General features: G+C 25.8%; 26 protein-coding genes. 8 read left to right on the plus strand and 18 right to left on the minus strand.

Translation table 11 applies throughout. The features are described from left to right. Positions 1 to 5 precede the first annotated feature (5 nt). Genes ALANTH_RS10580 through ALANTH_RS10605 form a run of 6 tightly spaced genes read left to right on the plus strand, consistent with a single transcriptional unit; the run spans position 6 to position 6314 of the window. On the plus strand, positions 6 to 1886 hold the full coding sequence (locus ALANTH_RS10580; RefSeq protein ID WP_026808357.1) for a methyltransferase domain-containing protein: 1881 nt from the start codon (positions 6 to 8) through the stop codon (positions 1884 to 1886). After that, positions 1858 to 2502: an RraA family protein gene (locus ALANTH_RS10585; RefSeq protein ID WP_026804179.1), complete on the plus strand. Its 645-nt coding sequence runs from the start codon at positions 1858 to 1860 to the stop codon at positions 2500 to 2502. The genes ALANTH_RS10580 and ALANTH_RS10585 overlap by 29 nt, the downstream gene beginning before the upstream one ends. Then, positions 2502 to 3626 (plus strand): dTDP-4-amino-4,6-dideoxygalactose transaminase, encoded by a 1125-nt coding sequence (rffA, locus tag ALANTH_RS10590; protein WP_026808356.1) that lies wholly within the window; start codon positions 2502 to 2504, stop codon positions 3624 to 3626. Before ALANTH_RS10585 ends, rffA begins: the two co-directional genes overlap by 1 nt. Beyond that, positions 3623 to 4459 carry a class I SAM-dependent methyltransferase gene (locus ALANTH_RS10595; RefSeq protein ID WP_026808355.1) on the plus strand — a complete coding sequence of 279 codons (837 nt, stop codon included), beginning with the start codon at positions 3623 to 3625 and terminating at the stop codon, positions 4457 to 4459. Before rffA ends, ALANTH_RS10595 begins: the two co-directional genes overlap by 4 nt. Continuing rightward, positions 4456 to 5148, plus strand: a complete 693-nt coding sequence (locus ALANTH_RS10600) for a class I SAM-dependent methyltransferase (protein WP_026808354.1) — start codon at positions 4456 to 4458, stop codon at positions 5146 to 5148. Before ALANTH_RS10595 ends, ALANTH_RS10600 begins: the two co-directional genes overlap by 4 nt. Beyond that, on the plus strand, positions 5145 to 6314 hold the full coding sequence (locus tag ALANTH_RS10605; RefSeq protein ID WP_026808353.1) for a nucleotide sugar dehydrogenase: 1170 nt from the start codon (positions 5145 to 5147) through the stop codon (positions 6312 to 6314). The genes ALANTH_RS10600 and ALANTH_RS10605 overlap by 4 nt, the downstream gene beginning before the upstream one ends. A gap of 8 nt (positions 6315 to 6322) precedes the next feature. On the opposite strand, the gene ALANTH_RS10610 is transcribed toward ALANTH_RS10605, so the two are convergent. From ALANTH_RS10610 to pseB, 14 genes are read right to left on the minus strand one after another with little or no spacing between them, the layout of a single operon-like run. Then, a complete protein-coding gene (locus ALANTH_RS10610) occupies positions 6323 to 7516 on the minus strand; it encodes a glycosyltransferase family 2 protein (protein WP_051488724.1) in 1194 nt (397 codons plus the stop codon). Further along, entirely contained in the window at positions 7513 to 8898 is a 1386-nt protein-coding gene (locus ALANTH_RS10615) for a glycosyltransferase family 2 protein (RefSeq protein ID WP_026808352.1), read from the minus strand. Before ALANTH_RS10615 ends, ALANTH_RS10610 begins: the two co-directional genes overlap by 4 nt. Continuing rightward, positions 8880 to 9893: a UDP-glucose 4-epimerase GalE gene (galE, locus tag ALANTH_RS10620; RefSeq protein WP_026808351.1), complete on the minus strand. Its 1014-nt coding sequence runs from the start codon at positions 9891 to 9893 to the stop codon at positions 8880 to 8882. The genes ALANTH_RS10615 and galE overlap by 19 nt, the downstream gene beginning before the upstream one ends. Further along, a complete protein-coding gene (glf, locus tag ALANTH_RS10625; protein WP_026808350.1) occupies positions 9890 to 11032 on the minus strand; it encodes a UDP-galactopyranose mutase in 1143 nt (380 codons plus the stop codon). Before glf ends, galE begins: the two co-directional genes overlap by 4 nt. Then, a complete protein-coding gene (locus ALANTH_RS10630; protein WP_172658517.1) occupies positions 11029 to 12039 on the minus strand; it encodes a glycosyltransferase family 2 protein in 1011 nt (336 codons plus the stop codon). Before ALANTH_RS10630 ends, glf begins: the two co-directional genes overlap by 4 nt. Further along, a complete protein-coding gene (locus ALANTH_RS10635; protein WP_026808349.1) occupies positions 12005 to 13342 on the minus strand; it encodes an ANL family adenylate-forming protein in 1338 nt (445 codons plus the stop codon). Before ALANTH_RS10635 ends, ALANTH_RS10630 begins: the two co-directional genes overlap by 35 nt. Next, a complete protein-coding gene (locus tag ALANTH_RS10640; RefSeq protein WP_026808348.1) occupies positions 13343 to 14044 on the minus strand; it encodes an SDR family NAD(P)-dependent oxidoreductase in 702 nt (233 codons plus the stop codon). Further along, on the minus strand, positions 14044 to 14334 hold the full coding sequence (locus ALANTH_RS10645) for a hypothetical protein (RefSeq protein ID WP_026808347.1): 291 nt from the start codon (positions 14332 to 14334) through the stop codon (positions 14044 to 14046). The genes ALANTH_RS10640 and ALANTH_RS10645 overlap by 1 nt, the downstream gene beginning before the upstream one ends. Before the next feature lie 3 nt (positions 14335 to 14337). Beyond that, a complete protein-coding gene (locus ALANTH_RS10650; protein WP_026808346.1) occupies positions 14338 to 14871 on the minus strand; it encodes a hypothetical protein in 534 nt (177 codons plus the stop codon). After that, positions 14855 to 15886 carry a pseudaminic acid synthase gene (pseI, locus tag ALANTH_RS10655; protein WP_026808345.1) on the minus strand — a complete coding sequence of 344 codons (1032 nt, stop codon included), beginning with the start codon at positions 15884 to 15886 and terminating at the stop codon, positions 14855 to 14857. Before pseI ends, ALANTH_RS10650 begins: the two co-directional genes overlap by 17 nt. Then, positions 15873 to 16784 carry a UDP-2,4-diacetamido-2,4,6-trideoxy-beta-L-altropyranose hydrolase gene (gene pseG / locus ALANTH_RS10660; RefSeq protein WP_026808344.1) on the minus strand — a complete coding sequence of 304 codons (912 nt, stop codon included), beginning with the start codon at positions 16782 to 16784 and terminating at the stop codon, positions 15873 to 15875. Before pseG ends, pseI begins: the two co-directional genes overlap by 14 nt. Continuing rightward, positions 16781 to 17482: a pseudaminic acid cytidylyltransferase gene (pseF, locus tag ALANTH_RS10665; RefSeq protein ID WP_026808343.1), complete on the minus strand. Its 702-nt coding sequence runs from the start codon at positions 17480 to 17482 to the stop codon at positions 16781 to 16783. Before pseF ends, pseG begins: the two co-directional genes overlap by 4 nt. Beyond that, positions 17475 to 18641 (minus strand): UDP-4-amino-4,6-dideoxy-N-acetyl-beta-L-altrosamine transaminase, encoded by a 1167-nt coding sequence (pseC, locus tag ALANTH_RS10670; protein WP_026808342.1) that lies wholly within the window; start codon positions 18639 to 18641, stop codon positions 17475 to 17477. Before pseC ends, pseF begins: the two co-directional genes overlap by 8 nt. Continuing rightward, a complete protein-coding gene (gene pseB / locus ALANTH_RS10675; protein ID WP_026804221.1) occupies positions 18638 to 19630 on the minus strand; it encodes a UDP-N-acetylglucosamine 4,6-dehydratase (inverting) in 993 nt (330 codons plus the stop codon). The genes pseC and pseB overlap by 4 nt, the downstream gene beginning before the upstream one ends. A 118-nt stretch (positions 19631 to 19748) precedes the next feature. On the opposite strand from pseB, the gene ALANTH_RS10680 reads away from it, so the two are divergent. Together ALANTH_RS10680 and recA are read left to right on the plus strand one after the other, a co-directional pair. Beyond that, positions 19749 to 19937: a hypothetical protein gene (locus ALANTH_RS10680; RefSeq protein WP_026804220.1), complete on the plus strand. Its 189-nt coding sequence runs from the start codon at positions 19749 to 19751 to the stop codon at positions 19935 to 19937. Positions 19938 to 20019: 82 nt separating this feature from the next. Next, positions 20020 to 21066, plus strand: coding sequence for a recombinase RecA (recA, locus tag ALANTH_RS10685; RefSeq protein ID WP_026804219.1), 1047 nt, complete (start codon positions 20020 to 20022; stop codon positions 21064 to 21066). Positions 21067 to 21090: 24 nt separating this feature from the next. Here recA and ALANTH_RS10690 read toward each other — a convergent pair whose 3' ends face one another. The 4 genes from ALANTH_RS10690 to ALANTH_RS10705 all read right to left on the minus strand — a co-directional run bounded on the left by ALANTH_RS10690 (position 21091) and on the right by ALANTH_RS10705 (position 26113). Further along, positions 21091 to 21939, minus strand: a complete 849-nt coding sequence (locus ALANTH_RS10690; RefSeq protein ID WP_026804218.1) for a biotin synthase — start codon at positions 21937 to 21939, stop codon at positions 21091 to 21093. Continuing rightward, a complete protein-coding gene (locus tag ALANTH_RS10695; RefSeq protein ID WP_026808341.1) occupies positions 21929 to 22441 on the minus strand; it encodes a metallophosphoesterase family protein in 513 nt (170 codons plus the stop codon). Before ALANTH_RS10695 ends, ALANTH_RS10690 begins: the two co-directional genes overlap by 11 nt. Further along, a complete protein-coding gene (topA, locus tag ALANTH_RS10700) occupies positions 22442 to 24778 on the minus strand; it encodes a type I DNA topoisomerase (protein WP_026808340.1) in 2337 nt (778 codons plus the stop codon). A gap of 120 nt (positions 24779 to 24898) precedes the next feature. After that, positions 24899 to 26113 (minus strand): hypothetical protein, encoded by a 1215-nt coding sequence (locus tag ALANTH_RS10705; protein ID WP_026808339.1) that lies wholly within the window; start codon positions 26111 to 26113, stop codon positions 24899 to 24901. Positions 26114 to 26188: the final 75 nt, after the last annotated feature.

Below are 26188 nucleotides of genomic sequence, written 5' to 3' on the forward strand. Positions count from 1 at the left end.
AAAAAATGAAAAAAATATTAGTTGTAGGTGGAGGAAAATGGCAAGTACCTATTGTACAAAAAGCCAAAGAGTTAGGACATGTTGTTATATGTTCAAATTTATATGAAAATTCTCCTGCATTTGAATTTTCTGATTATTCTTATGTTGCAAATGTTCTTGATAAAGAAAAAAATTTAGAAATTGCTAAAAAGTACAATGTAGATGCAGTTATAACAGATCAAAGTGATATTGCAGTAAATACAGTTGCTTACATAAATGAAAAATTAGGACTTAATGGAGTTGGAATTTCAATAGCTGAACTTTTTACAAATAAATCTAAAATGAGAGAACAACTTATTTTTGAAGATTTACATCATCCAAAATATTGTTTATGCAAAAATAAAAATGATTTAATAAATTTTTTTACTTCAATCAACAAACCAATTATAATAAAACCAACAAATAATCAATCAAGCAGAGGGTTAAGATTTATAAACAATTTAGATGAAATTGATGATGCTTATAAATTTACGTTATCAAATTGTAATACCAGTGAATTTCTTGCAGAAGAGTTTATAGGTGGATTTGAATTAACAGCTGAAGGATATAAGTATAAAAATGGTTCTCACCATACATTTTGTGTATCAAAAAAAATATATTTTAAAAATTTAGTAGGAATTGCAAATTCATTACAATATCAACCAGTATTTGATGAATTTGATATTGAAAAACTTAAATTAATTAATAATCAACTCTTTAAAAATGTTTCCTTTGCAATAACTCATGTAGAATATAAATATTATGAAGGAAAGTTTTATTTAATAGAAGCGGCAATAAGAGGTGGTGGAACAAAAATTTCTTCTTTAATTACTCCCACATTAAGTGCTTATGATAGCAATGAATTTTTAATTAAAAATTCTTTAGGAGAAATTGTAAATTATGAACAAAAATCAAGTTCTTATAATTTTGGCATTTTAAAATTTTTTGATTTTGGAACAGGAAAAGTTAAAAATATAATAAACCAAAATATCCAAAAAAAAGACAAAAATGTTTTGGATTTAGAATTAGAATTTGATATTGGAGATGAACTATTCAAACCTGCTGATGATAGAAGTAGAACTGGTTATTTTATTGCAAAAGCTTCTAGTTTGAGCGAATTAAACAATAGAGTTAAAGCTATAGAAAATAGTGTAAAAGTTATATTTGAAAATAATCTAAAAGAGATGCCTAAAAAAGATAAAGATGAAGTAATAACAAGATACTCAAATAGATATAAATTTTTTGGATTTTCACCAAAAACTTTAGGTTGGGACAAAGGAAAACAAGATTTAAGATATCATATTTTATTTGAAGAGTTTAATTTAGAAAATAAATCTATTTTAGATATTGGATGTGGTTTTGGTGATGCAAATATATTATTAAAACAAAAAAGTACCAAATATCAATATTTAGGAATTGATATAGTAGAAGATTTAATAAATGAAGCAAAAAATATTTATAAAAATGAATATAATATTAATTTCATTTTAGATGATTTTTTAAAAGTATCATTAGATAAACCATTTGATATTATCGTCGCATCTGGTGTTTTTAATTTTAAACTTTTAGATAATAACAACTATGAATTTATTGAAGCTTTTATGAAAAAAGCCTTTGAACTTTCGAGGGAAGGGATTGCTTTTGATTTTCTATCTGATAAAGTAGATTTTCAATATGAACACACATTTCATAGTAACCCATTAAAAATTTTGGATATGGCATATAAATTAAGTAAAAATGTTATACTAAAAAATAATTATATGCCATTTGAGTTTTCTGTTTTTATTTTCAAAGACCAAAGTTTTGAAGAAGAAGATACTATTTTTAAAAGGTTCAAAAATGAAAAAGAATATTATAGATTTCATTAAAAGAAATAGAGTTTCAACAACTGAACTTGCAGATTGTATGGGGAAAAGCGGTTCAATATTTAATGTTAGTGCAATTAATAGAGGACATTTTAAAGTAGGTAATTTATTTTGGGTTTATGCTAGTGGTGGAACCAACTGGGATGTTCATAAACAAATAGAAAATGTACAAGATGGTGATGTAGTAGTTATTGAAACTTTTGATACCTTTGATAAAGCAATTTTTGGAGACTTAGTTTCTAAGTATATACTTTTATATAGACAAGCAAGTTCTATTGTAACCAATGGTTTACTAAGAGATGCCCCTAGATTAATAAAAGAAAATTGGCCTATTTGGTGTAAAGGGTTTAATCCAGTTGGATACATAAATGAACCAGTTACAATCGATGATGATTTAAAAATAATTATAGAAGAGAAACAAAACTATTATAAAGATGCTATTGCTGTTTGCGATGATACAGGAGTTATAGTTATACCAAGAGATTATCATACTCAAGAGTTTTTAGAGAAAATAAAACTCATAGAAGAACAAGAAGATATTTGGTTTGAATGTATAGATAGGAAAAAATATTCAACATTTGAAACAGTTTGCCTAAAAAAATACTTGGAAGATAAATAATGTTAATTCACTTCAATAGACCACCTGTAACAGGAAATGAGAATAAATTTATTACAGAAGCATTATATAATAATAAAATATCAGGAGATGGACCATTTACAAAAAAATGTCATCAATGGTTTGAAAATAATTTGTTTTGTAAAAAAGCACTGCTAACAACTTCTTGTACCCATGCACTTGAAATGGCTGCATTACTACTTGATATAAAAGATGGTGATGAAGTTATAATGCCATCATATACTTTTGTAAGTACAGCAAATGCTTTTGCTCTAAGAGGAGCTAAAATTGTTTTTGTTGATATTCGTCCAGATACAATGAATATTGATGAAACTAAAATAGAAGCAGCAATTACAAGTAAGTCAAAAGCTATTATTCCTGTTCATTATGCAGGAGTTGCATGTGAAATGGATACAATAATGAACATCGCAACTCAATATAACCTTTTTGTTGTAGAAGATGCGGCTCAAGCAATTATGAGTTCATATAAAGGTAAAGCTCTTGGAACGATTGGTCATTTAGGAGCTTATAGTTTCCATGAAACTAAAAATATTACAAGTGCCGGGGAAGGTGGGCTTTTAATCATAAATGATGAAAGATTTAAAGATAGAGCAGAAATTATTAGAGAAAAAGGAACTAATAGAAGTTTATTTTTTAGAGGATTAGTTGATAAATACTCATGGGTAGATATTGGAAGTAGCTATTTAATGAATGATATAAGTGCAGCATTTTTATGGGCTCAGCTAGAAAAAATTGAAGAGATTCAGAAAAATAGATTAAACTCTTGGAATCTATATCATAAAAGACTTGAAAATAATGAATTTTTACAAATTTCTAATATTCCTAAAAATTGCACTAACAATGCACACATGTTTTATATTAAAGTAAAAGATTTAGAGGAGAGACAAAAATTAATTCACTTTTTAAGAGAAAATAATGTTGAATCAGTTTTTCATTATGTACCTCTTCATTCATCAGTAGCAGGAAAAAACTTTGGATATTTTCATCAAAAAGATGAATTTACAACAAAAGAGAGTGAAAGAATTATCCGTCTTCCATTGTATTATGGATTAACTAAAAATGATATTGAAACTATCTGCAATAAAATAAAAGATTTTTTTAAATGATTACTTCAAAAGATATTTTAAGAAAAGAGTTATCGGGGTCAATTTCTTCACAAGAGTTTATTGAAGATCTAATTGAGCGTTGGCATGATCATAGCAGAGATAATCATCTTTGGGCTGAAATAGAACGATTTAATGATCAATATGGAAAAATTCTTGATATGGCTTGTGGAGTTGGAACTTTTTTCTTTCATGGATTAGAAAAAGGTTATGATGTTTATGCTATTGAACCTGGAGAATGGCAACATGAATATATGTCACTTAAATATAAAGAGTGTGGATTTGAAGGTTCAATAGGAAACAGAGTTGTAAAAGGCGTAGGAGAATCTTTGCCATACAATAATGAAACATTTGATTATATTCAAACATATCAAACATTAGAACATGTACAAGATGTAGAAAAATGTATTAGTGAATTAATAAGAGTTTTAAAAGACAATGGAAAACTAAGAATATTTGCTCCTGATTATGATAGTTTTTTTGAACCCCATTATTCTTTACCTTTTTTACCTAAAATGAATAAAAAACTAGCTGCTTTTTATGTTAGTTTACTTGGAAAACCAACTGATCGATTAAATGGATTAACATGGATTACTTCAAAAAGTATTATTCAAATATTACAAAAACATAATAATTTGCAAATAACAGATTTAAGTAGATTATACAAAGATAGATTTATAGAAAAAACATTAAATTCCTTTCCTTCTTTATTTCAAAATAATTTCATCATTAAAAAATTTGTATCTTATTATGTAAACTGGAAATATTATAGAAAAGTTTATACATTTAGAGAAGAAAAACATATAAATATTGTAGTAAAGAAAATAAATAAATGATTAAACCAAGTGAATTCCATAGTAATAAAAAACCATATAATTGGCTAATATACGATATAAGTGATAAATGGATAGAATCATATTCAAAATATTATAAAGGTACATTAGTAGATTTAGGATGTGGAGAAGCATCTCATAAAAACTATTTTTTGCAATATGTAAATAAATATATTGGTGTTGACTGGACTAAGACATTACATAACTCTAAAGCAGATATTATTTCTGATTTAAATAAAAAAATAGAAATAGAAGATGACTTTGCAGATACAATAATTTCACTTTCTGTGATGGAACATCTTTGTGAACCTCAAATATTTTTAAATGAAAGTTACAGAATATTAAAAAAAGATGGAACTATAATTTTAGGAGTTCCTTGGATGTGGAGAATTCATGAAGCACCACATGATTATTTTAGATATACACCTTATGGTTTAAAATATATGTTTGAAAAAGCAGGTTATAAAGATATTAAAGTTCAACCAACTACTGGTTTTTTCACTATGTGGTTTTTAAAAATGAATTATTTCAGCCTAAAATGGATAAAAGGTTCAACTTTTCGTAAAAGTTTAACAAAAGCCTTTTTATTTCCATTTTGGTATAGTTTACAAAAACTAGCCCCTTGGTTAGACTCTCAACATAGAGGTTGGTCGATTGAAAGTGCTGGTTTTTTTGTGGTAGCTAAAAAATGAAAATAGCAATTGCAGGGACAGGATATGTAGGTTTAAGTAATGGTTTACTATTAGCTCAAAATAATGAAGTAATAGCACTAGATATAGTTCATTCTAAAGTAGAGATATTAAATAAAAAGATATCTCCTATTGAGGATAAAGAGATTGAAGAATATCTAAAGAAAGACAATATTAATTTTAAAGCAACTTTAGATAAGAATGAAGCTTATAAAGATGCAGATTTTGTAATAATTGCAACTCCAACAGATTATGACCCACAAACAAACTACTTTAATACAAAATCTGTTGAAGCAGTTATAAAAGATGTATTAGAGATAAATCCAAATGCAACTATGATTATAAAATCAACAGTTCCAGTTGGATATACAAAAAGCTTAAGAGAGAAGTTTAATACAAATAATATAATATTTTCTCCAGAGTTTTTAAGAGAAGGAAAAGCTCTTTATGATAACTTGTATCCAAGTAGGATAATTGTAGGAGAAAAAAGTAAACGAGCAGAAGCTTTTGCAACTCTTTTATCACAAGGTGCTATAAAAAAAGATATTCCAATACTTTTTACAGATTCAACAGAAGCTGAAGCTATAAAACTATTTTCAAATACATATCTTGCTATGAGAGTTGCATATTTTAATGAACTTGATAGCTATGCACAAATACATAAGCTTGATACAAAACAAATTATTGATGGTGTGGGACTAGACCCAAGAATAGGAAATCACTATAATAATCCAAGCTTTGGATATGGAGGATATTGTTTGCCAAAAGATACAAAACAACTCTTAGCAAACTATAGTGAAGTTCCAAGTAACTTAATTGAAGCAATTGTAAAATCAAACTCTACAAGAAAAGATTTTATAGCAGATTCAATAATTTCTAAGAATCCTAAAATTGTAGGCATTTATAGACTTGTGATGAAAAGTGGAAGTGATAACTTTAGAAGTAGTGCAATACAAGGAATAATGAAAAGAATAAAAGCAAAAGGTATAGAAGTAGTAGTTTATGAACCAGTATTAAAAGAAGATACTTTTTTTAATTCAAAAGTAATAAAAGATTTAGAAGAGTTTAAAACTATTTCAGATGTAATAGTAGCAAATAGATTAAGTGAAACTTTAAGAGATATTGAAGATAAAGTTTATACTAGAGATATCTTTGGAAATGATGATTAAATATAATGTTAATTAAACAAAATTTGCTCTTTAGAAAAGCCTAGTAAATAAAGTTCTTCCAAAATTTCAACTTTTACTTCTTCATTTAATACAGTTAAAATAACTATATCTTCCCTATGGCTTTTATCAATTTTAGATGAAATTTTATGTTTATCTACACTTATATTATATAGATTCTTATCAACTATTTGATTAATAGTATATTCATTTTGAAGTTGTTCATATAACATTAATCCAATATTTCCAAAACCATAAATAATAATTCTTTTATTTGAATAATCTTTTAGTTTTTGTAATATTTTATAAATATAATCTTTTTCATGTTGTTGTATTTTTGATAAAACTCCTTTTTTTAATAGTTTATAAGATATACAATGTTTAGTATTTTCAACATTTATAGAAATATCTTTATCTATTTTAAATTGATTTTCTAATAGAACATGATATTTAAAATCTAAGAATTCTGTCATAAAATGATATGGTAAATTCTCTTTATTAAAAATATCAAAATTTTCTTTATATGCGTTTATAAAATCTCTTTTTTTCCTAATGTCCCAATTAACTTTTTTATAAAATAGTCTATAAACATATATATTATAATTAATTGCAAAAAAGTTATCATGAAGTAACATAACATTTAAAAAAAATACAGGATCTTGTCTTCTTAAATAATTAGGAAAATACAAATTATTTTCTTTCAAAAATTTTGTATTGAATAAAAAACTTTGATAGCCAAAACATGAATAGTATTCATTCCTAAAACTATAATATTTATCTTGTATAAAATGAGATTCTTCTCTAAACTTACCTTTTAAATTATTTTCTACATCAAAAGCAAGAATATTTCCAGCAACAACTTTTACATTTTTATTTTTTGCAGTAAGATATAATCTTTCTAATACAGTATTATCATAATAATAATCATCAGGATCCATAAATATTACAAATTCTCCATTTGCTTCATTTATACCTATATTCCTAGCTATGGCAGAACCTGAGTTTTTATCTAATTTTATATACTTTATTCTTTTATCTTCTATTATAAAGTCTTTTATTATGTAAGCTGAATTATCATTTGAACAATCATCTATACATAAAATTTCTATATCTTTTAAAGTTTGATTTATAATAGAGTTTAAACACTCTTCAATATATTCTTGCATATTGTAAACCGGTATAATTACACTAACTTTATTGTTCATAAAATATTTATTTTCCTTAATCTATCTCTTATCATTCTAAACTTTTTATATAAAACTGGTTGATATATATTTCTAAATATATCTTCATACATAGTATATTGACTATTTATATTTTTGATTTCATTTAGATTTACTACATTTAGAAATTGATCTATAAAAATATATCTATCATCAAAATTTTTATCTTCTTTAAAATCTAAGATATGCTCTTGTACATAAAAAATAGTTTTAAAACTATTTTCTAAAAATTCTTTTTTAGAAATTGGTTTTTCATCAAAATTTGATTTGATTAAATCATAATTTTCTTCATCACAATAAATAGATATATTTTTATAAAAGTTTTTTAAATACAAATAAACTCTTCTATTTGAATACATATCTTTTTGCATATGAATTATAATATTATCTGTATTTTCTAGATTATATTTATCAAAAATATTTTGTTCAGGCTCTTTTATAAAAATACTGTCATCTTGTTTACCTAGTTTTCCAATAAGTAGATCATCAATAGAGCATAAGAAAGATTTAGGAGTAGCATAGTTTCCTTTTAAATTTGAAAAAAAAGTCAGTGAAATTAACCAATTACAAATACTTTTTACAAAATTGTCAAATTTATTATCTTCTAAATATTTAAGAAAAAACATTATTTTATTTCTTTCAAAATAGTAAAAGCCAAAAGTATTTGTATGATTTGCTGCTCCCATTTTATGAAATACTCTTGAACTGTTTATAGCATGGATCTCATATCCAGACTTTTTTACTCTAGTACACCAATCCATATCATCCCAATATATAAAATGATGTGTATTAAAGCTTCCAACTTTTTTTAATACATCTTTCGATGTTATCATACAACAAGCAGGAACATAATCACAAACTACAATTTCAGGTAAAGAATTATCATCTTTATGTGACTTTAAAGGAGTATATATATTAAATTTATTATCAAAATCTATAAACGATCCCATCTCTTGTAAAATATCTTTATTATCCATAGTACATATTTTTGATCCAACAACTCCAACTTTTGGATTTATTTTTATATATTTGTGAAGATTTAAAATAGTATTAAATTCAAGTAAAATATCATTATCTAATAACACTACATAATCATATTCTTTTTGCATAGTATATCTTATACCTCTATCAAAACCACCTGAACCACCAGTATTAGTTTCATTTTCTAAAAGTATAATTTGTGGATAGTTATTTTTTATAAAATTACTACTTCCATCTGTTGAAGCATTATCTACAACTATCACATCATAAGTTAAATTCTCAAAGTTTGATTTATATAAAGTTTCTAAACAACCTTTTAGATAATCAACTTTATTAAAATTACAAATTACTATTCCTAAATCTTTCATATAGATTTCTCCCATTCATATGCACTTTTACAAATTAATTCCAAATTATTAAATTTTGGCTTCCATTTCATTTTATCTAAAATCTTACCATTATCTGATACTAAAAAAGCTGGATCCCCTTCTCTTCTTTCTATAATTTGAGTTTTAAAATCACAATTTGTTATATTTTTTATACTATTTACAATCTCTTTTACACTATAACCTTTTGCATATCCTAAATTAAAAATATCACTATCATTTTCTTCAAGATAAGAGATAGCTTCTATGTGTGCATTTGCTAAATCTTCTACATGAATATAATCTCTTATACAACTACCATCATATGTATCAAAATCATCTCCATATATATTTAAAACTTCTCTTTTACCTAAAGCTGTTTTTACTACAAGTGGGATAAGATGAGTCTCTGGCTCATGTTTCTCACCAATTCTTGGGAGTAATATATTATCTTTATAAAATATATCAGCTCCAGCAACATTAAAATATCTAAAAATTATATATTTAAAATCTTTTGAAATTTTCTTTGTATCTTGTAAAACCTTTTCACTCATTAGTTTACTCATACCATAAGGATTTATAGGATTTGTAGGAAAATCTTCTTTTATCTTACTATTTTGTTGAACATCTCCATAAACTGCTGCTGTACTTGAAAAAATAAATTTCTTAACACCTGTTTCAACTGCACATTTTATTAAATTTGTTGTATTAATTGTGTTATTAAAATAGTATTTAAAAGGGTCTTGCATAGATTCTGAAACTATACTATATGCTGCAAAATGAATAATCACATCAAATTTATTTTGCTCTAAAACTTCCTTTATTTTATCAAACTCTTTTAAATCAAGATTTATAAAATTAAACTCTCTTATATTTTTTAATATATTTATAGCTTCAATATTTCCTGTTGATAAATTATCTAAAATAGTTATTTCATAAGAAGTAGTTTCTAAAAGTTGCTTAGCAACATGGCTTCCTATATATCCAGCTCCGCCAGTTATTAAAATTTTCACTTAAAATTTTCCTTGAAAATATCTAATGCTCTTTTAACTATATCATCTATATCATAGTATTTATACTCTGCAAGTCTTCCTACTAATATAAGATTTTGAAACTCTTTTGAGTAGCTTAAATATTGATTATATTTTTCTTGATTCTTTTGTGTAAATATTGGGTAATATGGAGTATTTACATCTTTTATATACTCTTGTGGATATTCTTTCAAAATAGTTGTTTTAGCTGAATTTATAGTGTGAATATGTTTAAATTCAGTTATTCTTGTAAAATCATAATCATTTGGATAGTTTACAGTTGCTTTTTCTTGATAAAAATCTTTTTCAATAGTTTCAAATCTCATATCTACACTTCTATAAGGAAGTTCTCCAAATTTATAATCAAACAATTCATCAATTTGCCCAGTATATATAACTTTCCCATCAAACTTTCTATCAAAAAGATAAAGATCTTTATCTTTTATTTCACAAATCTCTTTAAAATCTGTATTTAGCATTAGTTTTATATTTTTATGATTTAACATATTTTCTATCATTTTAGTATAACCATCTTTTGGAAGCATTTGATAGCTATCGTTAAAATATCTATTATCACGACCTATAAAAACTGGAACTCTTGCAGTTACTGCTCCATCCATATCTTCTGGTTTCATGTCCCACTGCTTTGCTGTATAGTTCACAAATATTTTTTCATAGATAAAATCTGCTAAAAATTGTAAATCTTTATCTTTTGATTTTTTAAGTTCAAGAATTGGGATTTTAGAGTTATACTCATAATTTTCTAAAAGTTTTTTTTCTAAAAGTTCTGCTTTTTGTTTTGGAAAAACTTCATATAAGGTATTAAAATTAAAAGGTATTGGAACTTTTTTACCATCAATATATGCTAAAACTTCATGATTATAAATATCCCAAGAAGTAAAATTTGATAAATAAGCAACTACTTCTTTATCATTTGTGTGAAAAAGATGTGGTCCATATTTATGAACTAAAATATTATTTTCATCTTTTAAATCATAGCAATTCCCACCAATATGATTTCTTTTTTCTATAATTAAAACTTTTTTATTAAGTTGTGTAGCCATATTTTGAGCTAATACAACTCCAGCTAATCCACTTCCAACAACTATATAATCTATCATCTTTTACCTTTTAAAATCTTAGTTGGTTTATCATTGTCAAAAACTCCTCTTATACCATCAAAGAAAGAGTTAGTTGCAAATACTAACCGAATGTATTTTTTATCATCATATAAAATTATATCTTTTATCAATTCTAGATATAGTTTAATAATAAAAAAGTATCTCTTATAACCTTTACCATATTTTAAAGCTATAAATATAGAGTTTCTAAGTCCAAAATACTTTAACCAAAGTTTCTCAAATTTTATTCTATTCTTTTTAAACCATAGAAATCGTCTTTGTATCTTTTCTTCTTGTCGTTTTTCTTTATGGTATATATTTACACTATTTATCATAAGAATTTTCCCAATAGAAGCAAGTCTTAATGAGTACTCAGTATCATCATGATGTATAAAAAATCTCTCTTCAGGTAGCCCTACCTTTTTTACGGATGAGAGAGGGATTAAAATCCCAACAAATGAAGCCATTTCAATCTCACATTTTTCTTTTTGATACTCTTTTTGATCTATTGGTTTTTGAAAAGATGGTACACAATTATAGTAATCAATCATTGCTCTATGTCCATATCCACTTAAAGAAAGAATACTATCTTCTTTTGTTCCAATAAATAGTTTTGGAGCATAAGCACTATATTTACTACCATCAATATTTTTTAATAAACCTTCTAAGGCATTTAATTCAGGTTCAGCATCATCATCCATAAGCCATACATAATCATAACTACTATCCAGTGCAAATTTTACACCAAAATGAAAACCACCTGCCCCACCAATATTTTTAGGTAATTTTTTATAAATTATATTTTCATTTTCTAAATACTTATCCTCTTTTATTTTAATATCTGTACCATCTGTTGAGTCATTATTTACAACTAATATATCTGTTTTATATGTTTGATTTAATAAAGAATCCAAACACTCTTTTAAAAGTTCATATCTATTGTAAGTAACTACAACTGTACATATCTTCATATTAATCTTTTCTTCTAATTTTTTTGAATCTATCACTAAAATTTGTTTTTTCAACAATATTAACTTTTGTTGGAATTTTAAAAGAGTCCAATTTATCTTTACAAAAAAGTCTTATAATTTTTTTGATATTTTCAATATCTTCATTCAAAACTACATCACAAACTACTGTTTGTCCTGTTATAGCATTTTGTTCACCATAAACCATACAATCAGCAATTTGTGGAATTGACAAAATTATAGATTCTACCTCGTTTGGCAATACTTTTTGCCCTCCAACATTTATTATTTCTTTATTTCTTCCTATTATTTTTAAAAACCCATCTTGAAGAACTTCTACTAAATCACCTGTTTTAAACCAACCATCACTTGTAAAACTATCCATTGAAGCATTCAAATATCCTAAAACTTGAGTAGAACTTCTTAACCAAAGTTCATTTTCTACTACTTTATACTCACAATTTATATCTTCAAGTTTCATAAATAAAGAATCTGATGATTTTGAAGTAGTAGTACTTATTCCTGTCTCACTTGTACCAAAAGTTTGTAAGAATTTAACTTTAGGAAAAATAGCTTTTAGTTTTAAAAGTAGTGATTGAGGCATTGTTTCTGTTCCGTAAGTAATCATTCTTAAACTACTTAAATCATATTTTTCATACTCTCCAGAGATTAAAATAAGATTTAAAAATGTAGGACTAGAAGGAAGGAGCATAATTTTATATTTTTCAATTAATTCACAAATAGATTTAGCATCTCTTTGCTTTGGGATAATTAAACAATTACCCATAGATAAGGCATTGAATACTGTATTTAGCCCACCAATGTGATCAAACATTAAAAAGACCAACATATTTATAGATTTTTCTTTTTTATCTTTATAGATATTTATAAGATTATCAAGATTATGTATCATAGCTTTTGGTTTTCCTGTACTTCCACTTGAAAACAAGATAAGCCCTGAACTATTTTTATCTTTTAAATTATCTATCATTTTATGAGATCTTTTATCTTCTATATTTTCTATTAAAAGTTCTTTTTCATTCGTTTTTATAATATATTCACAAAATGATTCTTCAATAAACTCTTTTTGAATTTTTTTTACACTTGTAGTAATTGGAACAATAATATTTTTATTCTCAAAAAGTGCAAAAAATAGTGATAAATTATAAAAAGAGTAATCACCCAAAATTGCTACAACTTTTGATTTTATACTATATTTATCTAAAGTTTTTTTATAAGATTCTATTTGATTTGTAAATTCTTCATAAGTATATGCAATACCATCAAAAAGTAGTGCATTTTTTTGACTAAAACTTTTAAATTTTTCTAGTAAAAAACTCATTTAATTATTTACTCCCCCAAGATATACTATTTGCCCAGTTATAAAACTACTTTTTTCATCACAAAAAAAATCAACCACATTTATAATATCTTCAAATGTTGCCAATCTTTTTATTGTTTGTTTCTTTAATAATTCATTAATTTTATCTTTTGGAACAGCTTTTATCAAATCTGTTTGCACAGGTGTTGGTCCTATTGCATTTACAGTTATATTAAAAGGGCTTAACTCTTTTGAAGCTGTTTGTGTAAAAGTTTCAATAGCAGCTTTACTTGAAGCATAAATAGCTTCTCCTTCAAGTCTAAGTGGCTTTGCAACTGTTGTAAAATTTATAATTCTCCCATTTTTTTCTTTCATCATAACTTTTGAAACTTCTCTTGTAAAAAGAAAAGTTCCTAAAAAGTTTGTATTAAAAAGTTTTGAAATAGTATTAAGCGAAGTCGTCAAAATATGGTTCATAGAGGCAATTCCAGCATTGTTTATAAGAATATCAATTTTTCCAAACTCTTTTTTTATCGTTCTTATCATATTTACAACTGCTTCTTCATCTGTAATTTCAAGTGAAAAATGTCTATAATTCGTATGAGTTATCGTTCCATTAGTTCTGCTACAACCAATAACAATAAAACCTTTTTCTAAATAGTGCAAAGATATTGCTTTTCCTATTCCTTTTGATGTTCCAGTTATAACTACTACTTTATTCATTAATCTTCCAACAAAGATTTAATATACAAAGTTAAACTTTCAATATTTCTAAAAGGAGAAGTTTTTGCACTCATAGCTTTTTCATCTGCCAAAACTATATTTTTATCAAAAGTTTCCGATATTTTATCTTCTAAATCAGCTATAAAACTAACTAGTGCCAAAGAGTCTAAAGCTCCAATTCCACCATAAAGTTTTGTTTTTAAATTTGGATTTAAAAATGTTTCATTTTCTAACTCTTCATTTAACTCTTTTAAAGTTTCATATATGATATTTTCAATTCTTTCTCTCATCTTCTAATCCTTAAATTGATACTCTATTTTATCCAAATATCTTTTAATTGGCTTTAGTAGTTTTGAATTCTTTTGATTTTCCCAATCAATTTTTGATAGTTTTAAATATACAAAATCTTCATCTTCTTTAAAAACTTTAAAACCAAAATGTTTATTGAAATTTAATGCTTGTAAATTTCTTTTTTTTACAAAAGAGTTTATATCCTCATAAAACTTTTCAAAAATAAAATCCAAAAAAAGATAAATACTAAGTGATTTTAATATCGGATTTACCTCTTCTCTAAAATATAATCCCCAAGATAGTTCTTCATTTTTTATAAAATTAACACTCCCTAATAATTGTTCTTCATAAAAAATAGCAAAATATTTTTTATTTGTAATTGTTTTTAAAGAGTTTATAAAACATATATGATTTTCAAAGTTAATAATATCGGTATTTATCATATTCTCTCTTATATATTTTTGATTCCTAAGTTCCAAAATATCTTTTATTTCACTATCATTTAAAAAGATAAAATCTTTAAAAACTATTTTCAACTCTATCCCCAAATTTATAATCTTTTTTAGCAGTTTTTCCTAAAATATCTTTTAAATATTTAGGGTGAAGTCCATAAAATGGTCGTACACTTTTGATATTCTCTTCACTAAAACTTTCACCTTCTTTTATATCTTTTGAAATATACAAACTTCTTGCAAAACGACGCTGTTTTTTTCTTTTTTCATTTAAACTATAATCTACAATCCCAAGTAGTTTTTCAGTATCTCTGATTGCTTTTACCATTTCTATAAAATCTTTTTTATCCATTGAAAATTCACAATCAGCACCACCAATAGATTTATCAATAATAAAATGTTTTTCTATAACTTTTGCACCTAAAGTTACAGCAACAACCGGTGCAATATGTCCAATAGTATGATCTGAAAATCCAACCTCAACATCAAAAGTTTCTTTCATATTCGGTATAGTTTTTAAATTTGCTTCATCAAGTGGGGCTGGATATTCGCTGGTACACTTAAGTAAGATAATATCATTATTTCCAACACTTTTACAAATATTTACTACATCTTGTATCTCATCAATAGTTGCTATACCTGTACTAATAATAATTGGTTTTCCTTTACTTGCAGTGTATCGTAATAGTTCATAATCAGTTATTTCAAAAGAAGCTATTTTGTAAGCACTTGGATTTAAAGTTTCCAAAAAATCAACTGCACTTTTATCAAAAGGAGTTGAAAAAATATCTATATTTATACTTCTTGCATAATCAAATAACTCTTTATGCCATTCCCATGGAGTATATGCTTCTTGATATAACTCATAAAGATTTTTACCATCCCATAAAGTTCCACCATCTATCATAAAATCTTCATTCTTACTATTTAAGGTGATAGTATCAGCTGTATATGTCTGAAGTTTTATAGCATTTGCTCCACACTCTTTTGCAGCTTTTATTGTATCTAGTGCTATTTGTAAACTTCCATTGTGATTTGCACTAAGTTCAGCAATTATATATGTTCCATCTTTTTTTAAATCAAAGTTACCTATTTTCATATTTCTCTCCAAAAATTTCAAGATACTTTTTTAGTTTTTTATTATCAAACTCTTTCAAAACATAATAGTTATTTTTTATTAGATATTTATACATCTCATTTTGGTTTTTTGCAGTTTTTATAGCGATAAATGGAATATCTAAATAATAAATTTCATTTACTGTAACACTAGGAGTTACAATAGCAAAACTACTTTCATACATTAGCTTTCCTACTTCATTTGAATTTATTTGTAAGTTTATCCAGCTTTTATTCTCACAATAATTTTTAAGTTTTTCTAAATTTTTATTTGCATTTGTAGTTACAATATTTACTCTAAAACTACTTTGCAAGTTTTTTTGTATAGTTTTTAAAACCTTGATATTTAAGTTTTTATGGTCTGCTCCACCCATAGCTAGAAATATAGTTTTTGTTTTTTCTATTTTTTGATTTTTTATTTTTAAAAACTCTTCTCTTAAAAGAGTATATTCTAACCCACATCGTAATTCACAATTTTTAGGAACTTTTTTTTTGTACTTTTTAGTATTTGCATAGATATTATGATTTAATAAAATATCACAATAGTGTTTTTCATAGGTATCATCAAAACTTAGAATTTTTAGACTTTTATTCTCTTTTTTTAACTTTTTTTCAAATTTATAACCTATTTTATAGTGATCAATTATTAGTAAATCTATACTTAATTTTTTAATTAGTTCATTTAGTTCTTCAAAATCATTGCTTTCTAAAAGCTTTACTCTGTAGTTTTCTTCTTTTACTTTTTGATTTATATTTCCATCTAAATCTTGAGTAGCAAATATAATATTATCATTTGAAAATTGTTTAGCCAAAACTAAATCTCTCATAATATGTCCAGTTCCAATACTACTTGAAGAATCAGCTCTTACCAAAATATTCATTTTTCTTCACTTCTTTTAATAGCTTCATACATATATTCGGCTCTTTTCCAATCTTCTAAAGTATCAATATCTTGAACTAAATATCTAGGTAAGATTATAGGAATACTATCTTTTCCAAAAATAATATCATTTGAAACTACATTCAAATTTGTCCAATAAAATTGTCCAGCATCTTGGTAAGCTTCTTCTAAATCTTGACTTCTTTTAGAAAAATTTTCTTTCCAAAACATCTCACATCTTTCTTTATCTGTAATTTTAAAAGTTCTTTGAATGGGAAATGGCATAGAAGTACAAGAAAAAGTATTTTTAGCATTTGAATTTTTTAATTTAATAAAACCTTCAACTAAATATTTCTCTTGTAAAAAAGGAGCAGTTGCATAAATAGTACAAATAAAATCTATTTTGTCACCTTGAGTTTTTAAGAACTCTATAGCATGGTTTATAACTTCTCCTGTTCCTATATAATCATCACTCAATTCATTTGGACGCAAGAAAGGAACTTCTGCTCCATACTTTCTAGCAATATTTGCTATCTCTTCATCATCAGTTGAAACTATAACTTTAGAAAAAAGTTTTGACTTTATTGCAATTTCAATACTATATGAAATAAGAGGTTTCCCATGAAAAAATTTTATATTTTTTTTTGGTATTCTTTTACTTCCACCTCGTGCTGGTATTATAGCAACACAATTAAGCACTTAATATCTCCAATAAAATTTTAATAACATATTCTTGTTCTTCGCTAGTTAAAGTAGGATACATAGGAAGAGAAAAACACTTTTTATAATATATATCCATAACTGGTGTTTTTTCATCTCCATACCCTAAATCTGTATAAAATGGTTGTTTATTTATAGGAATGTAATGTAGTTGTAAACCTATATTTTTATTTCTCATTTTATTAAAAAGTTCAGCCTTTGTTATATTTAGTTTTTTAAAATCTACACTAACAACATAAAGGTGATAAGATGAGCTTTCATCAAAATTATATAATGGTTTAATCAAAGTATTTTTAAAAGCTATATCATATTTTAAAGCTATATTCTTTCTATTTTTTATAAAAGTATCAACTTTTTTTAATTGACTAAGTCCTAAAGCACACGCAAAATCAGTAATCCTATAATTAAACCCTAAAGAGTGCATTTCATAATACCATGGATTAAGATTTCCTTTTATATCTTTTGCCATATCATGATTTTTAAAATCTACCTTATTTATTCCATGAGCTCTTAGTTGTAAAAGTTTTTCATAAATCTCTTTACTATTTGTAGTTACAGCTCCTCCTTCTCCTGTCGTAATATGTTTCACAGGATGAAAAGATAAAATACTACAATCACTATTTACACAGCTTCCAGCTTTTATCTCTTTAAATCTTGCTCCTAAAGAATGTGCACAATCTTCTACAATTTTAATATTGTACTTATTTTTTAAATATTTTAATTTATCTTGATTCACTAAATTTCCAGAAAAATGTACAACATAAATAGCTTTTATTGAACTATCTTTTTTTAATTCTTCTTCACATAAATCTAAATCTATATTTCCATTATCTTCAATATCTACAAATATAAGTTTTGCACCCACATAAAGTATAGAATTTGAAGTTGCAACAAAAGAGTTTACTGTTGTTAAAACTTTATCTCCTTTTTCCAATAAAACTAAAGAAGCTAAATGAAGAGCAGCTGTTCCATTTGATACAGCAACACAATATTTTGCATTTGTATATTCACAAATCTTCTCTTCAAACTCTTCTATTTTAGGTCCAGTTGTCAAAAAAGGTGATTTTAAAACTTCAATAACATTATTTATATCATCTTCATTAAGACTTTGTTTTCCGTAAGGGATAAAACTATTCATATTTTTTTAACCATATCTAAAAATTCTTCACTAGTTAGCCATTGTGTATTATTGCCAGAGTTATATTCAAATCCTTGTAAAACAGGCTTTCCTATTTCACCCAAAAGATTTTTACTATAATCAACTCCACTTGTGAATTTGATAGTAGGCTTTATAACAAAATGATCATGAAACTCTAAAGTTAAATGGCTATCATCAGCTGGGCACATAATTTCATGAAGCTTTTCACCTGGTCTTATTCCTACTATTTTATGTGGTAATTTTGGTGCCATAGCAAGAGCCATATCAACTATCTTCATAGATGGAATTTTAGGAATAAAAATTTCACCTCCTTGCATTCTTTCAAAATTCTTTAATACAAAATTTACACCATCATCAAGTGTTATAAAGAATCTTGTCATTTTTATATCAGTTATTGGAAGTTCTTTTACACCCTCTGCTAAAAGTTTTTGGAAATATGGAACAACAGACCCCCTACTTCCAACAACATTTCCATATCTCACAACAGAAAATTTTATATCACTTTTTCCTACAAGATTATTTGCAGCAACAAAAAGTTTATCTGAAGCTAATTTTGTTGCACCATATAAATTTACTGGATTTGCTGCTTTATCTGTTGAAAGGGCAATTACTTTTGAAACACCATTTTCAAGTGCAGCATCTATTACATTTTGAGCACCATTTATATTTGTTTTTATACATTCCATAGGGTTATATTCAGCTATTGGAACATGTTTAAGTGCAGCTGCATGAATTATAAAATCAACATCTTTTGTAGCTTTTTTTAGTCTATCAGCATCTCTTACATCACCTATAAAATATCTCATACACTTTTCATTAAACTCTTGTGACATTTCATACTGCTTTAATTCATCTCTACTAAAAATTATTATTTTATTTGGTTTATATTTTTCCAATAATATTTTCGTATATTTTTTACCAAAGCTTCCAGTTCCACCAGTTATAAGTATATTTTTATTATTAAACATTTTGTGCCCTATGATCTCTAAAATAGTTAATATATAATATCAAAAAAATGGTTTATTTTATATTTTAATATACTATATGTAATAATAAATATTATATTTCTTTTAAGGTCAATAATATATGAAAAATATAATTCCAGAAGATATTTTAAAAATACAAAAAAAACTTGCAACTTTTGAAAAAGATTCAAGAAATTATAAAAAATATACAAAAATATTAGCAAAACACATAAAATCACATACAATGAAAAAAAGAACTAATTCCCATATTAAAACAATTGAAACTGTTCAGAAATTCGAAAAAGAGTAAAAATATTGCAATTTGTAATATTTTTATAAAAATTTAAAAAATTGTGCTAAGATTTCAAAATAAAAAATAAGAGGTAATTATAATGGATGAAAATCAAAAAAAATCACTTGAATTAGCAATAAAACAAATAGACAAAGCATTTGGAAAAGGAACTTTAATAAGACTTGGGGATAAAGAAGTTATTCCAACAGAAGCAATAAGTACAGGTTCTTTAGGGCTTGATTTAGCTTTAGGAGTTGGTGGATTACCAAAAGGAAGAGTTATAGAGATATATGGACCAGAAAGTTCAGGAAAAACAACTTTAACTTTACATGCTATTGCAGAAGCTCAAAAAGCTGGTGGAGTTTGTGCTTTTATTGATGCAGAACATGCTTTAGATGTAAAATATGCAAAAGATATCGGAGTTGATACAGATAATTTACTTGTTTCTCAACCTGATTTTGGTGAACAAGCTTTAGAAATTTTAGAAACTGTTATAAGAAGTGGTGCAGTTGATTTAGTTGTTGTAGATTCAGTTGCAGCTCTTACTCCAAAAGTAGAAATAGATGGAGATATGGATGATCAACAAGTTGGAGTTCAAGCAAGACTTATGAGCAAAGCTCTAAGAAAAGTAACTGGGCTTTTAAGTAAAATGAATTGTACAGTAATATTTATTAACCAAATTAGAATGAAAATAGGGATGACAGGTTATGGAAGTCCAGAAACAACAACTGGAGGAAATGCACTTAAATTCTATTCATCAGTAAGACTTGATATTAGAAGAATTGCTACATTAAAACAAGGTGAAAACTCAATAGGAAATAGAGTAAAAGTAAAAGTTGTAAAAAATAAAGTTGCTGCTCCATTTAAACAAGCAGAGTTTGATATTATGTTTGGAGAAGGTATCTCTAAAACTGGAGAAATAGTTGATTATGGTGTTAAACTTGATATTATTGATAAAGCTGGAGCTTGGTTTAGTTATGGTGATACAAAAATAGGTCAAGGAAGAGAAAATGCAAAAGTATTTTTAAAAGATAATCCTGAAATTTCAAAAGAGATAGAAGATAAGATTCTTAATTCAATGGGAATAAATGATGCTATTATCACAGGTGGAAGTGATGAAGAAGATACTGCATCTTTAGATGATTAAAATAAATAAGAGTTTAACTCTTATTTATTGATGACAAGCAAAAGCTATTTCATATCCTAAAGCTGTAACAGCTTTTATATCATCTTCTGCACTTGCTCCTCCAGTTGTTAAATAATCTCCAACAACAATAGCATTTGCACCATGTTTAAATACGTCATATTGACTTTCACCAAACATTAATTCTCTCCCTCCAGCGATCATTAACATTTGATTTGGTAAATAACTTCTAGATAATTCAACTAATTTAAATGCCTCATCTTTTGATAAAGGATTTTTTACTATTGGTAAAGCATCATTTGGGTGAAAAAAGTTGATTGGAACTGACATTGGTTCAAGTGATGCAATAGATTCAAGCATAGAAATTCTGTTTTCTTGAGTCTCTCCTAGACCAAAAATTCCTCCTGTACAAAGATGAAGTCCAGCTTTTTTAGCATCTAAACAAGTATTGTATCTATCATCCCAGGAGTGTGTTGTACAAATAGTATGATAAAATTCTCTTGCTGTTTCTAAATTATGGTTATAGTTTTCAACACCATGTTTTTTTAATTCTTTTAGTTGTTCGAAACTAGCTATTCCATTACAGGCAATGATTGAAATATCTGGAACAGCTTTATGTACAGCATCAGCTGCACGACAAACATAATCAAGTCTTTTATCATCAAGTCCCGTTCCAGCAGTAACTAAACAAAATCCAACAGCTTTATTTTCTCTTGCTTTTTTTGCTTCTTTTACAATATCATCAATATCTTTTCTTCTATATCTTTCAATATCTGCTCTATATTTTACACTTTGTGTACAAAATTGACAGTCTTCTTTACACGTTCCACTTTCAATATTTGAAATTGCACATAAATATATTTTATTATCGCTCATATTTAAACTCTTCTTTCATAAAATTTTTTTGATTTATATTTCTATAATAGTGCGTGATTATATACTCATTTTGATTAATCTCCAACTTTGCACATGAAATAAATGGTTCCTCTCTTGCACATACTTCACCAGGATTAATATATACCTTTCCATTTATATATTCACAATGAAACTTATGTGTATGGCCAAAGATTATAATATTTGTATCAGGACTTAAATGAAGTGGTAAATGCATAAGTTTAAAACTAATATCTTCAATTTTAAAGTAATAAGGTTCATTTTTTATATTAAATATTGAAGAAAAATCTAAAAGATTTTTATCATTGTTACCATAAACTGATATATATTTTAAATTTGAATCTTTTAAGTTTTGTAAATTTTCTTCACAACAAAAATCTCCAGCATGAATCAAATATTCACATCCATCAGTTTTTAATAAATCAACAACTTCCTTTTGATAGTCAACTTTAAAATGACTATCAGATAGTATTCCTATTTTCATTTACTCTTTTTTTGTTGTTTTTTTCGTTGTAGTTTTAGAACTTACTTTTGTTGATCTTTTAGTAGTAGTTTTTTTAGTTCCTTTACTATCTTTTTCTATTATATCTAAACACTCTTCTAAAGTTAAATCCTCTGCAACTTTACCTTTTGGAATTTTAAAATTTTTTCTTCCTTGTTTTATATAAGCTCCATATTGTCCATTCAAAATTTGAATCTTTTCTTTTTCAAAATCTTTTATTAATGCTTTACTTTTTGCTTCATCAATTTCTTTTATAATCTCTCTTGCCCTTAGTTCATCAACAGTATAAGGATCATCTGTTTTTAAAGAGTAATATTTTGTTTTAACTTGTAAATATGGTCCAAATCTTCCAATATTTGCTTTAATCTCTTCTTCATTTTCAGTTATCCCTACAACTCTTGGTAAATTAAATAAGAATAGTGCTTGCTCAAGTGTAATTGTGTCCATATTTAAATTATCTGGAATTGCTACAAATTTTGGCTTGTCTTCATCATCTTTTGTACCAATTTGCACAAATGGTCCAAATCTTCCAACTCTTGCACTTACAGGTTTACCAGATTTTGGATCAATCCCTAATTCCCTTACTTGTGAATAATCTGATTTACTTATGTTTTCTTCTTTATCTTTTATAGTATTTTTAAAGTCACCATAAAAATTTTTCAATACATCAACCCAAGCAATTTTTCCTTCTGCAATATCATCAAATTTTTCTTCTATTTTTGCAGTAAATCCTAAATCTATAATATTTGAAAAATGATCAGTTAAAAAAGCATTTACTATCTCACCAGTTGGAGTAGGAACTAATTTTTTATCTTCATTTATTGTTACATACTCTCTTGCTTGAATAGTCGAAATTGTTGGTGCATAAGTTGATGGTCTTCCTATTCCTTCGCTTTCAAGCTTTTTTACTAAACTAGCTTCTGTATATCTTGCTGGTGGTTTTGTAAAATTTTGTTCACTTTGTAAATTTTCTAACTCTAAAATAGTTCCAACTTTTATATTTGGTAAAATCTTTTCTGTACTATCAAGTGCTGCTTCTGGATTATCACTTCCTTCAGTGTAAGCTTTCATAAATCCAGCAAAAATAATTCTTTGACCTTTTACTTGAAATTCAAACTCTTTACTCTTTCCAGCTTCAATTTTATATGTTGTATTTGCTATTTTTGCCTGAGCCATTTGTGTAGCTATAGTTCTTTTCCAGATTAGACTATATAATCTATATTGTGCTGGTTCTAAATAATCTTTTACTTGACTTGGTTTCAAACTCATATCAACTGGACGAATAGCTTCGTGAGCCTCTTGGGCACCTTTTGATTTTGTAGTATATACTCTTGGTTTTTTTAAAGCATAATCACTACCATATTCTTCTTCAATAACTTTCTTTGCTGCACTTGTTGCAATATTAGAAAGATTTAAAGAATCTGTTCTCATATAAGTTATCAAACCACCTGTATGATTTGGAATATTAGCAGTATTCCCTTCATATAGTTGTTGTGCTATCATCATTGTTTGAGAAACACTAAATCCTATTTTTCTTGAAGCCTCTTGTTGTAATGTTGATGTTGTAAAAGGAGCTGCAGGATTTCTACTACTCTCTTTTTCTTCAATATCTATAAGTTTATAAATACCTTGTTTTAAAGATTCTTCAATTTTTAAAGCTTCTTGTTCGTTAGATATTTTTATAGTTTTACCATTTTGTTTTGCTAATTCAGATTTTAATTCTGGATTGATAAAATCAGCTTTAATTTTCCAAAACTCTTCTGGAATAAATGCTCTTATCTCATTTTCTCTATCTACTATTATCCTTACAGCAACACTTTGTACTCTTCCAGCACTTAAACCATATCTCACTTTTTTCCAAAGTAATGGTGAAAGTTCATATCCAACGGCTCTATCTAAAATTCTTCTTGCTTGCTGTGCATCTACTAGATTTTGATCAACATCTCTTGGATTTTCTAAAGCTTTTAATATAGCATCTTTTGTAATTTCGTGAAAAACTATTCTTTTTATTGGATTCTTTTCTATTTTTAGTGCAGGAATTAAATGCCATGCAATAGCTTCTCCCTCTCTATCTTCATCGGCTGCTAGATAGATAGTTGTATCTTTTGCTATTTGCTTCTTTAATTCACTTATAACTTTTTTCTTATCTGTACTTACTTGATAACTTGGTTTGAAGTTATCATCTGGATCAAATCCTAAAGTTGATTTTGGTAAATCCCTTACATGACCCATTGAGGCCATAACTGTAAAATCTTTACCTAAGAATTTTGATATCGTTTTTGCCTTTGCTGGTGACTCCACTATTACTAAATTTTTCACTTAAACTGCCTTCATATTTTCTAAAAGTTTGCATTCTAACATAAAATTTGTAAGGTTTTCTTAATTGTTTACACATTATTTTATGAAATATTAATTTTAATATCTATATATAATAAAAATCTAACTCTTCTTTATATATTTTTGTATCTTTATAAACATAAATAAAACAATTACTAATAAAAGGATTACTAATTCAACTCTTGAAATAAAACTTATTTCTAATAAATGTTCTTTACTAAAATCTATATTTATAAAATCTATTATTCCTTGACTAACAGAAATAATTGTAAGAAGTGTTAAAAAAACTAAAATATATTGAACCGTTCTAGCAGATTGTGCTTTTTCATTAGATTCAACTGCTTCACAAATATCCAAATAATTTTTTTCTGATTTCTCAAAAATCTCTTTTAAAATATCAAATTTCTCAATACTTTTTTGTATATCTATAAAACTATCAATATTTTCTATAGAATTAAATTTTGTAAAATTACATTTTTGTAAAAAGTAGCTATTTATTTTATGCATTTCTATAAGTATATTTGAACTTATTTGTATATCCTTTTTAAAATCAATTTGATACATTAAATCTGTATATAATTCTCCAGATTTCTTATAAATAACACTTTCATTCATAGTATTTGAATCAATATCTAGAAGTTTACTAATCTCATATAAATCAATCTTTTTATTAAACCATAAAACAGAATCTTTATATATTGTCACATCATATATATCTTTATTAACTTCAATAATTGTATTCTTTGATTTAATTTTTTCACTATTATAAAAATTAACTATTTTTTCATAATTTTCCTTATTTTGTGTGAAATAATGTACTCTAAAAGAATATGAGCTATTTAATCTATTTTGAATAATTTTTGAATTATAAACTAAACTTGAAAATCTAAAATTTTCAGGAAGATTTAGAAAATCATTTATGTTCAAATCAATATTTAAATCATATACTAAATCAAATATTTCTTTTGAATAATTTTTAATAAACTCATCTAAGTAAATATGAAAAGATGACTCTAATTCATTTGTTATTTTAAAATATATTTCAACAGAAGTTATCCCTGTAAGGTGTACTTTTATATTTAATTTTTCAACTTCTTTATCTATACTAATATCTTTTTTAAATAGATTTTTACTATTGTTAAAATCAAACTCTATATATTTATAACTATTTTCTGATAATCTATTAAACCAATACCCTTTTAAATTATAGTTAGTAAAAGTATTAATTTTTAGTTGATCCAAATTTTTACAAGACTTTATTTTTTTAATATCCAATTTTCCACAAGTGTAGAAAACCATATTTGCAACAATATACATCTAAAACTTCCTTGTTGGTATTTTTTGTATATTGCCAAATGAAGGATATATAAACGCTTAATTCTATTTTAATAC

Origin of the sequence: Aliarcobacter lanthieri, assembly GCF_013201625.1 — a bacterium.
In the GTDB taxonomy this organism is placed as follows: Bacteria; Campylobacterota; Campylobacteria; order Campylobacterales; family Arcobacteraceae; genus Aliarcobacter; species Aliarcobacter lanthieri.